This window comes from Rahnella bonaserana (assembly GCF_019049675.1).
Classification (GTDB): domain Bacteria; phylum Pseudomonadota; class Gammaproteobacteria; order Enterobacterales; family Enterobacteriaceae; genus Rahnella; species Rahnella bonaserana.
Genome location: NZ_JAFMOW010000040.1, coordinates 1 through 10,625, shown reverse-complemented (window position 1 = coordinate 10,625; position 10,625 = coordinate 1). Strand labels below are relative to the sequence as shown.

Sequence of the window (10,625 nt, the reverse complement as noted above, 5' to 3'; positions counted from 1 at the left end):
CCCTTTTTTCGGCCTGTCGCTAACTCTTTGATTTTAATGAATCACACGCGCCGCACAAAAAAGAGGGTTTTCTGCAAAAACAGGGATAATCTCTTGCAGTTCAAAGCATAAACCTTAAAACTCAACTGTTCACTGCCGTACAGGCAGCTTAGAAGTCTGCAATACGATTTTACAATCTGTTGATCATAATTGTAGTTCACTACCTAAAAGGCAGAAAAAAGGTGCGGGAATATTCCGCACTTTTTTTATCCTTGCATCCACAATGCGACAAGTAACACCATCAAAATTCCAGACATTTTTAATAAAAATATCTCAAAATATAGCCATGCTTTTTTAGAGTTTGGCAATGAATTGATAAATATATACCATTCTTTTGGAATTGATTTGTTTGTCGAAACGGTTTTCTTAAATATTAGTGGGAAATATACATATATGATTTTCTTAGTTGGTACATAATAAAAGGTAATATTAAAGTTGAAATATTTAAAACAATAGTCATCATTTGTGGTGTGACTGACAGCACGAAAAATTTCACAAATACCCATGTACATTTTTTCGTTTCTATATGTAATCAAAATATAAACTACACAATTAATAAAGAGTGATATTAATACGGCATTGCGTAAATACTCATTCACTATATATAACCTCATATATTCCTTTGCCTATACTCCCTCCCAACTCGCCACCTAGTGAACCCGCAAATTCACCACCAACTATCGCCCCTGTAACACCGACTGCGGCACATAAAAGTGCTCCAGATCCCCCAACTTCTGCGGTTACTAATCCCAATGCAAACATACACACAGTTGTAGAGAGTCCACCAACAGCTGGGCCAATAGCAGCGGACATTCCCACAGAACCAGTAAGAGCACCATATTCTGTGAAAGCTGTCTTAGTACAATCTGCTTCTCTGCCGATGGTGCAAGCATCATAGACTTTGTTAGTGGTACTACCTAAATCAAAAGCTATCCCTATGTAACCAAGTTTTTTCATGGCTTTTATAAGATTAGCAGATTTCTCAATATATGATGCGTATCCTTCAATGCTGCCTATGCCTGTTTGAGTCCATTGGTGCATAATACTTCTACTTGAAAGCCCTAATGCTTTTCTTAAATCATTGTACTGAGCCATACCTAATTTGTCTTTCATAAAACTATTCAATATCAAATTTAACTTTTTAAACTGAATTGCTCTCTGTACGTAAAATTGTTGTCCGATTAATGCACCGCTCGTTCTAAAAGCGTTCTGATAAGTTTTTTCTATGTCTACTAATATTTTTTCTATTTCTTCAAAACATTTTTGGCCTATTTCAGATGCCACCCCAAACCCTTTATTTCCGACAGCCATAAATATATCAATCGTATCTTTATGTTTATGTAAAAAACTGGCTTCCTCCATAGTCAAATCACTTAGTGCAGTATCAACTTTTGCTTTTGCTTTCTTCAAAGTTTCAATTTGTTGTGGATCTTGTTTATCGGGGTCAACTAATAAAAGAATAGACGCTGGTTTTATAGGCCCACTGCCGTTGAGTGTATCGTATAATTCTCTTGCACCTGCTACCGGGTTATAAAATAAATAGTCACCAAAATCTTTTACATTCGCTGGTAGGTCAACAATACAGAATCCTGCGTCCACCGGCACTCGTGGGACTTTTTCCTCTTGCTTGAAAGGTGCTGGCGCTGGCGCTGGCGCTGGTGCTGGTTCAGCAACCTGTTTCTTTGCCGCCTGTGCATGTTGCTCAGGTTCATTGACAGTGGTTTTCTGTGACGCCATTCTCGGCGGTTCAGGAAAGTAACTGGATGAAAATTCGCTTGCGAATAATCTAGATCGACATGGGCAACCGGCGAAACTTTCAAGTGTGCCAATACAAGGAATACCATCGCAAGTGTAGTTTTGTATTCCACCAAACAGATTAAAAACACCTTCGTTTTTACCGCATGTCACTTTATCTCCTACACGAGCTAAATTTAGTCCGTGATGTATAATATGACTTGATGCACTTACCACTTTACCGCCGCATGAGGTTTTATCACCAAGACGTATAAAATATCCGATCATTGCCATGCTTATTTATCCTTTTCAGTATGAAGTGATCCATTTTTCTTTGTTAATTGAGTAATGCGAAATACAATCAAAATCGTTTATTTTCTCATTTTTAGATCTTTCAATTTTATCAATGGCAGTATGGGCAACTTGCATTAAATACGCACTGTCTAATGCGTTTTGTTTTTTTATTTCATCACAATAATCAGCGTAATAATCTTTCCAGTAATCATTTATTTGTTGAAAAAGTGTGTTTTCAAATTTCAGCGTAATTGGAGATAAAGCAGAGCTTTCTTTTTCTATTTTGAAAGCTTGCATAAAACTTCTGGTTCGTAAACCACCGCTGGTGAATATAAGAGACTCTTTGCTATCTACGCTGAAACCGAATGCAATATATATTGAATATGTCTCTGCCAGTGGAGCTACATCAATCATCATTTCAGTCACGCTGACATCATTGAAAGGGTAAACATTCCAATCCTCTGTTGCCCCTTTATTTAATATGAAGGTATATATCAAAGCATCCAGTTTAGAAGTGAATAACAACAAACCTTTTTTATCGGGAGTTGGGCCTGTTGACCAGACGGGTTCCAGCCAGTGAATGCCGTTTTCTCTGACTGATTTTTTTGCCACAACAAACATATCAAGAGGGGCAAGATGGAAATGATCACCGGGAGCATAGAAGTAGAGACGCTTTGTCGTGTGAGGCATAATGATTACCGTTCGTTGAGAAAACGATAATATACGCCTATATTTTATACGGGAATAATGCAAAACTTCAATTAATTAAATGAGTAAAATTTATCCAGTGAATTGTTGTTTCGAATAAGGCTTGAATTATTTGTGCTCTTTTTTCAAAACAGAAATTATTTTGTATAAGAGTTATTTGCTGGATAAAAAAGAGGATATAAATTCATAATAGAAAATTAATGTCCATAATATTTAAAATGATGCGTAGACTCTCCTCCCCCTTCGCAGGTGGAGGAGCAAGGCAAAATCACAGGTTGCGGAAGCAAAAAACTATCGCGCAATCCTCTCGTGCCAGTATTTGGTGAACTCTTCCTCGCCGTTCAGGCTGACCACCATATCGCCGCTGACGATAAAGTGCGTCAGATCGCTGCGCAGTTCGAGGGTGATTTCAGCTTCCATCCACCAGCCTTCACGTCCCATTTTCATGGTCTGCGTCAGCAGATAGCGGGCAGACAAGGGATCGCTGTTGCTGACCGTCAGTTCCCGGCGCAGATTGTGATCCACCGTCGTGTCGATATCATCGAAGCGGTACACCCCTTCGCCGAAAACGCCACCCATGCCATTGGTCACGCTGGTCCAGCTGTCGGTGAGGAAATCGTAAGTGATGTTGCGATCCACGCGCCCTGGCGACAGCACGGTTTGCGGCGTCAGCGCTGCGCTTTGCGGTTCTTTAATCGGCCCCTCAATCGAAAGCGGCTGCTCGCACACCGGCAGACTGAGCTGCGCGCTGTGCAAATCTAACGTCAGCGTCGCGGCTTCTGCCATCGGCCAGATCATCGGCCAGAAAGTGGTCGCCAGCGAGATACGCATCCGGTGACCCGTAGCAAAGCGGTGCGCAATGCCATCAAGCTGTACCGGTACTTTGACTTTCTGACCGGGGATCAGCGGGACAAATTTATCGTGACCGTGCAGATGGGAAAGGTTCAGCCAGCCGTGAGTCACACGATTCACTGCGCCGTCGGGCGAAACGTCTGAAAGCCTGACATACAGCATTGCAGCCGGTTTATCGCTGCTCAGTTCGACGGTGAATTCCGGGAAACCGAAAATGGTCAACGGCTCTGCCAGCGGTTCGCCGTCGAAGATTTCCGCCAAGCCGTCATCGACACGCTGGTCCGGCGGCATTTCACCGGGCACGCCTGCTCCCATCCATTCACCGGCCATCAGACCGTGATTCTGCGGTGAAGAGATATTGATAACACCTGCATCGACGTCCGGCTGGGTATTAAGCTGACCGCGTGTCAGCCAGCGCGGGCTGTGATGAATATTACTGGCGGTGCCGCGATCAAATCCTACCCATTCTCCCTTGCTGACCGGACGCATCGCCGACGGCGGCTGGCTGTCCTGCAACCAGGTCTGGATCATCGGGCCTTCCATCGCGCCGTTGTCTTCGCCTTTCAGCCAGTGATCCCACCAGCGCACGGCTTCCTGCAAGAAACCTATCGCCGGTTCCGGTGTGCCGTCCTGCGGATAGATATGCGCCCAGGGGCCGAGTATGGCGCGGCGTGGTACTTTCAGATTGTCCATCAGGCGGAATACCGCGTTGCTGTAGGCGTCTGCCCAGCCGCCGATTGCCATCACCGGACACTGGATGGCAGACCAGTCTTCGCACACCGATCCGTGTTGCCAGTATTCATCGCGCAGCGGATGTTCCATCCACAGCGCCGGGAAGAACGGCATGTTTTCCAGACGGTTCAGCCAGTCTGTATACCAGCTTTCGCCGACCAGTGCGGGGTCGGCAGGACGGCTCTGGTACGCCAGCATAATGCCGCCCCACCAGAGATTGTCGTTGAGCAGGCAACCGCCTTTATAATGAATATCATCGCGGTAACGGTCATCGGTGGAACAGACGGTAATGATGGCTTTCAGCGCGGCAGGACGGCGGGCGGCAACCTGCAGGCCGTTAAATCCGCCCCAGGATTTTCCCATCATACCGACGTTGCCGCTGCACCAGGATTGTCCGGTGATCCACTGAATAACGTCCAGCGCGTCGTCCTGTTCCTGCAACAGATATTCGTCGGCCAGCAATCCGTCGGATTCGCCGCTGCCGCGCATATCCACACGTACTACCGCATAGCCGTTTCCGGCGAAGAAACCGTGCATAGGTTCATCCCGGGTGCGGGTTCCGTCGCGTTTGCGATAGGGAATGTATTCGAGAATGGCCGGTACTGGCTGGCGTTCGGCATCATCCGGCAGCCACAGGCGGGCAGCGAGGCGCGTGCCATCGCTCAGCGGGATCCACACATGTTCGGTCACGGTGACGGCGTGAGGGAATTCAGTCACGATGCGTTTGGTGCTCATAAGACTCCTGTCGAAGGAATGGCTGCCGGCGGATGTGCAGCGCCGCGCAGGGCGAGAACGTCGTCCAGCCAGCTGGTGCGCATTTCGGGTACGGAGGTCAGCAGTTTTTCGGTATAGCTGTGCATTGGCGCGCTGAAGACCACGTCAGTGTCGCCGCTGGCGACCACCTGGCCCTGGTACATCACCGCCACCTGATGGGCGATACGTTTCACCGTGCCGAGATCATGGGTGATAAACAGGTACGACAGCCCGAGCTGTTGCTGTAAACGGCGCAGCAGATTCAGCACTTCTTCCGCGACCAGCGGATCGAGCGCTGACGTGGCCTCATCACAAATAATCAGTTCGGGTTGCGCAGCCAGTGCGCGGGCGATACAAACGCGTTGTTTTTGCCCGCCGGACAGTTCGCCTGGGCGGCGGTCAATCAGTTTGACCGGCAGTTCTGTAAGACGCAGTAACTCTTCTACGCGCTCGCGAACCTGCTTTTTGTTCATCCCAAAATAGAATGTCAGCGGGCGGCCGATAATATCCAGTAAGGTCTGACGCGGATTCAGCGCCACGTCAGGCAACTGATAAATCATCTGCATGCGTCGCAGCGTTTCTTTATTGCGCTGGTGGAAACTGTGCGAAAGCTGAATGCCGTCGAAATCCACGTTGCCTTCGGTGTCGGGTAGCAAGCCGACCAGCGCCCGCGCCAGTGTACTTTTCCCGCTGCCGGATTCGCCAATAATCGCCAGCGTTTTGCCGCGCGGCAGTTGCAGGCTGACGTCATGTACCACCCGTTTACCGTTATAGCCGGTACTCAGCTTGCGCATTGTCAGCAGCGGCTGACCGGCAGATTCATGACCGTCAGCCAGCGGCGTCAGCGCCTGTTCGCGCTCCGCTACCAGCCTGCGGGTATATTCCTGCTGCGGATTTTCCAGAATGGTTTGCGTGTCGCCGGTTTCCACTTCTTTGCCGTGACGCAGCACCATAATCCGGTCGGCAAGCTGGGCGACAACGGCCAGATCGTGGGTGATGTATAGCGCGGCGGTATTGAACTCACGCACCAGTTTGCGCAGCATCACCAGCACTTCAATCTGCGTGGTGACATCCAGCGCGGTGGTCGGCTCATCCATGATCAGCAAATCAGGTTTACAGGACATCGCCATCGCCGCCATTGCGCGCTGAAGCTGGCCGCCGGAAAGCTGATGCGGATAGCGTTTGCCGATGTTTTCCGGATCCGGCAAATCCAGTGAACGGAACAGCGAAATCGCCCACTGGCGGCTTTCTTCTTTGTTCATCAGGCCGTGGCGGATCGGGCCTTCGCAGACCTGTTTTTCAATGGTCAGCGCCGGATTAAACGAAGCCGCTGCGCTTTGCGCCACGTAGGCAACGCGTCTGCCGCGCCATTCGCGTTTTACGCTGGAAGGCTGAGAGAGGATATCGGTGCCATCAAGAAAAACTTCGCCGCCGGCAATCCGGCAGCCCTGACGCGCATAGCCTAACGCTGCCAGTCCGATGGTGGATTTGCCCGCGCCGGATTCACCAATCAGGCCGAGCACTTCGCCCGCCGCCAGCTTCAGGGAAATATCCTGCACCAGCGGTGAACCGTCGAGGGTTTCGATGCGCAGTCCGCGCATTTCTAAAATCGTGCGTGTCATGCTTCATCTCCATGCGGCAGGCTGTTACGTGCCAGCAGCCAGTCGACCACCAGATTGACGCCAATCGTCAGCAGGGCAATCGCCGCCGCCGGATACAACGGGGCAAACTGACCAAAATTAATGGCCTGCGCGTTGTCGCGCACCATGCTGCCCCAGTCGGCGTAGGGCGGCTGGATGCCCAATCCTAAGAAGCTTAAGCCCGCGATAAACAGGAAGGTAAAGCAGAAGCGCATACCGAACTCTGCCAGCAGCGGCGGCAGGGCGTTGGGCAGGATTTCTTTGAACAGCACCCAGCGCAACCCTTCACCCCGCAGACGTGCGGCTTCAACGTATTCCTGACAAACAATCGCCTGCGCCACCAGCCGCGCGAGACGGAATACGCGGGTGGCATCGAGCAGGGCGATGGTCAGCACCAGGACCGGAATAGAGGTGCCCATCACGGACAACACGATCAGCGCGAAAATCAGTACCGGAATCGACATGACGGTATCAACGATGCGCGAGAGCACCACATCAACCCATTTGCCGTAAATCGCCGCCGTAAAGCCGGTGACGATGCCGATAATAAAAGAGCTGAAGGTGATGGTGAGCGCGATGGCAATGGTCGTGCGTGCGCCAAACAGGATGCGGGAAAGCATGTCGCGCCCGAGACTGTCGGTACCAAACGGCGTGGCAGCGGATGGCAGCAGCCAGATGTCGCCGACCTGTTCGGTTTCGCTGTGCGGAGCCAGCCACGGTGCAAAAATTGCCGCCAGCAGGTTCACCGCAATAATCGCAATGCCAATCCAGGCCGACAGCGGGATGTTAATGAAATATCGGTTCATGAGTTCCCTCTTTTAGCGCGCATGGCGCAGGCGTGGATTGCACCAGATCGCCAGTAAATCGGCGGTGGTATTGAGGAAAATATAGGTGCCGCCAAACAACAAACCGCAGGCCTGAACGACAGGCAGGTCGCGCTTGGTTACTGCATCCACCATGTATTGCCCGATGCCCGGATAGACGAACACCACTTCCACCAGGATCACGCCGACCACCAGATACGCCAGGTTAAACGCCACCACGTTGATGATGGGCGCAAGGGCGTTCGGCAGGGCGTGAGCGACCACGATACGCCAGCGCGGAATACCTTTGAGCACTGCGCTTTCAATGTACGGACTGGACATCACTGCCGTCACCGATGCGCGCGTCATGCGCAACATGTGCGCCAGCACCACCAGCGTCAGGGTAAGCATCGGCAGTGTGCAGACATAAAGGCGGTCAATAAACGACGAGCTGCTGTCGACCATCGCCAGACTCGGGAACCAGGTAAGACGAATGGCGAAGGCGATCACCAGAATGTAGCCGACGAAAAACTCCGGCACCGATATGCTGATAAGCGTCAACGTATTGGCCAGCCGGTCAAACACGGAACCGCGCCAGATAGCCGACGCGATACCCAGACCTACTGCCAGCGGAATGGCGATCACTGCCGCGTATCCGGCGAGGAACAACGTGTTAGCCAGACGTGGCAGCAGTTCGTCACTGATGGCGCGACCGTTCGCCAGTGAATGCCCTAAGTCACCGTGCATAATGCCCGCCAGCCAGTGCAGATAGCGCAGCACCGACGGTTCATCCAGCCCGAGTTGCAGACGCAACGCGGCAACGGTTTCAGGTGTAGCGCTCTGGCCTAAAATGGCGGTCGCAACATCACCGGGCAGCATTTCCGTGCCGATAAAAATCAGCACAGACACCAGCCACAGCGTGATAACCCCCAACAGGACCCGCTGTAAAATCCGTTTTTTCATCATGCCTCCAGCCAGACGCGCTCAGCCAGACGACCACCCATAAAGTTGAACATCGGATGTGGCTTGATACCGCCGACTTTTTTGCTCGCTGCATCAAGATAATCGCCGAACAGCGGGATCATCGCACCGCCGTTATCGCGCACAATACTTTGCAGCTCGCCGTAGATTTCCGCACGTTTCCCTTCATCGAGCAGCGAACGGGCCTGTAACAGCAGGGCATCAAACTTCTGATCTTTCCAGTGCGTGTCGTTCCATTTGGCGGTGGACTGATAGGCGGTGGAGAACATCTGGTCGGCCGTCGGACGTCCGCCCCAGTAACCCATGCTGAACGGCGCTTTCATCCACACATCGTCCCAGTAGCTGTCGGCAGGCTGGCGTTTGATGTTGACCTGAATGCCGCCTTTTTGCGCCTGTCCCTGGAACAGGGCGGCGGCGTCGAGCGCACCGGCAAAGGCAGCGTCAGAGGAAGACAGCTCGATTTTGAGATTGGTCAGACCGGCTTTTTTCAGATAGAACTGTGATTTATCCGGATCGTAAACGCGCTGTTCCAGACTATGTTTGAAGAAACGGTCAGTTTTCGGAATAGGGTGGTCATTGCCCAAAGAGCCGTAGCCGCGCAGTACGGTGTCGAGAATTTTCTGACGGTCGATACCGTGTTTAATCGCCATGCGCACGTCGTTGTTGTTATACGGCGCGACGCTGCAATCCATCAGGAAAGTAAAGTGCTGGCCGCCGGAAGAACGCACAATGTTGAGCGCCGGACTGCGTTTGAGAAAATCGACAGTTTTGAAATCGACGCGGTTAATCGCGTGAACCTGACCGGAAATCAGGGCGTTGGTGCGTGCGGTCGGGTCGTTGATCACCAGCACTTCCACGGCATCGACAAAGGCGCGATCCGGTTTCCAGTAGTTCGGGTTACGTTTGAACAGCGAACGCACACCGGGTTCGTACTGATCAAAGATAAAGCCACCGGTGCCAACCGGATGAGACCAGTCAGTGAAGCCGTTTGGTACCACCACCAGATGGTAATCCGCCAGCAAATACGGCAGGTCGGCGTTACCGCTGTCGAGGGTAATGAGGATCTGGTTATCGCCCTGTTTGGTCAGGCTGCTGATGGGCGCCAGCTGGGTTTTAATGGCGCTTTTGGATTTGTCGCCGCGATGCAGGTTGATGGAGTAAAGGATGTCATCGGCGTCGAGCTTCTTGCCGTTATGGAAAGTCACGCCCTCGCGAACAGTAAATACCCATTCGGCGGCACCGGGTTTGGCTTCCCATGCGGAGAACAGCTCCGGCGTGGCTTTGTTATTTTCATCAATTTCCACCAGACCGTTCATCAGCATATACGCCTGATTTAAGGGCACCCAGTCGCTGAATAACGTCGGGTCGAGTGTGTCGCTGGTATTTCCACCTGACATACCCAGTTTTAATACGCCGCCTTTTTTAGGTTCAGCTGCAAAAGCAGAGAACGGTGAAAAACCTAAGGCACTGGTAATACCCACAGCGGAAGCGCTGGTAATAAAACCGCGACGGCTAAGTTGTGCATCCTGCATTAATTTCGTCAAAGGGGAATTATTATCTTTCATTAATTATCTCCATAGTACGTGCTGGAATTTTATAGGTGCAGGCGAAATACCCCGGGTGTGTCTAATTGGCGCAATGGATTGCCTTGATGATTTATATCAAAACCCCCTGTTGAACTTGCATGAGAATTTATCATGAGGGTATGCGAAAAATGCGCGGCAGAACACCCTGAAAAGCTTTATTTTTCTGAGCTATCATTGTCTGGAAAGGGAAGTGGCCGGTGGAAATGCATACGGTTGTCGGCTTAATTGGCGTGTTTTGCTACCTTCTGGCTTATGCGCTGGTTCAGATGCGCAGACTAGCGGTTGATGCTAACAGTTACGCCTATCTTAATATAATCGGCGGTGTGTTTGGCCTGTATTCGTTAAGCCATGATTTTAACCTTGCATCCTGTATTTCACAGTCATGCTGGTTGTTGTTTACATTAATTGGTATGAATTCTGCGAGAAAACGCAGATATCTGGAGAAAAATAAAATCCCGCCGGCTGATATATAATTAACATATAAGATTATTATTATTTGGCTC

The 10,625-nt window shown here is 50.7% G+C and carries 8 protein-coding genes; 1 reads left to right on the top strand and 7 read right to left on the bottom strand.

Annotated features, from left to right (window positions below; genetic code table 11):
• Window positions 1-630 precede the first annotated feature (630 nt).
• The 7 genes from J1778_RS00425 to J1778_RS00395 form a co-directional block, all read right to left on the bottom strand.
• Window positions 631-2,067, bottom strand: a complete 1,437-nt coding sequence (locus tag J1778_RS00425; RefSeq protein WP_217171536.1) for a PAAR domain-containing protein — start codon at window positions 2,065-2,067, stop codon at window positions 631-633.
• 15 nt (window positions 2,068-2,082) lie between these two features.
• Entirely contained in the window at window positions 2,083-2,757 is a 675-nt protein-coding gene (locus J1778_RS00420) for a hypothetical protein (protein WP_217171535.1), read from the bottom strand.
• Window positions 2,758-3,066: 309 nt separating this feature from the next.
• Window positions 3,067-5,094: a CocE/NonD family hydrolase gene (locus J1778_RS00415; RefSeq protein WP_217171534.1), complete on the bottom strand. Its 2,028-nt coding sequence runs from the start codon at window positions 5,092-5,094 to the stop codon at window positions 3,067-3,069.
• On the bottom strand, window positions 5,091-6,734 hold the full coding sequence (locus J1778_RS00410) for an ABC transporter ATP-binding protein (RefSeq protein WP_217171533.1): 1,644 nt from the start codon (window positions 6,732-6,734) through the stop codon (window positions 5,091-5,093). The genes J1778_RS00415 and J1778_RS00410 overlap by 4 nt, the downstream gene beginning before the upstream one ends.
• A complete protein-coding gene (locus tag J1778_RS00405; protein ID WP_217171532.1) occupies window positions 6,731-7,558 on the bottom strand; it encodes an ABC transporter permease in 828 nt (275 codons plus the stop codon). Before J1778_RS00405 ends, J1778_RS00410 begins: the two co-directional genes overlap by 4 nt.
• A 12-nt stretch (window positions 7,559-7,570) precedes the next feature.
• Window positions 7,571-8,518 carry an ABC transporter permease gene (locus tag J1778_RS00400; protein ID WP_217171531.1) on the bottom strand — a complete coding sequence of 316 codons (948 nt, stop codon included), beginning with the start codon at window positions 8,516-8,518 and terminating at the stop codon, window positions 7,571-7,573.
• A complete protein-coding gene (locus J1778_RS00395) occupies window positions 8,518-10,101 on the bottom strand; it encodes an ABC transporter substrate-binding protein (RefSeq protein ID WP_217171530.1) in 1,584 nt (527 codons plus the stop codon). Before J1778_RS00395 ends, J1778_RS00400 begins: the two co-directional genes overlap by 1 nt.
• Window positions 10,102-10,319: 218 nt before the next feature.
• Here J1778_RS00395 and J1778_RS00390 point away from each other — a divergent pair, with 218 nt between their 5' ends.
• On the top strand, window positions 10,320-10,595 hold the full coding sequence (locus J1778_RS00390) for a CBU_0592 family membrane protein (protein WP_120133507.1): 276 nt from the start codon (window positions 10,320-10,322) through the stop codon (window positions 10,593-10,595).
• Window positions 10,596-10,625 lie beyond the last annotated feature (30 nt).

What these genes read in the sequence shown, in the direction of transcription:
- J1778_RS00425 (WP_217171536.1), bottom strand. Translation starts at nt 2,067, where the DNA reads ATGGCAATGATCGGATATTTTATACGTCTTGGTGATAAAACCTCATGC.
- J1778_RS00420 (WP_217171535.1), bottom strand. Translation starts at nt 2,757, where the DNA reads ATGCCTCACACGACAAAGCGTCTCTACTTCTATGCTCCCGGTGATCAT.
- J1778_RS00415 (WP_217171534.1), bottom strand. Translation starts at nt 5,094, where the DNA reads ATGAGCACCAAACGCATCGTGACTGAATTCCCTCACGCCGTCACCGTG.
- J1778_RS00410 (WP_217171533.1), bottom strand. Translation starts at nt 6,734, where the DNA reads ATGACACGCACGATTTTAGAAATGCGCGGACTGCGCATCGAAACCCTC.
- J1778_RS00405 (WP_217171532.1), bottom strand. Translation starts at nt 7,558, where the DNA reads ATGAACCGATATTTCATTAACATCCCGCTGTCGGCCTGGATTGGCATT.
- J1778_RS00400 (WP_217171531.1), bottom strand. Translation starts at nt 8,518, where the DNA reads ATGAAAAAACGGATTTTACAGCGGGTCCTGTTGGGGGTTATCACGCTG.
- J1778_RS00395 (WP_217171530.1), bottom strand. Translation starts at nt 10,101, where the DNA reads ATGAAAGATAATAATTCCCCTTTGACGAAATTAATGCAGGATGCACAA.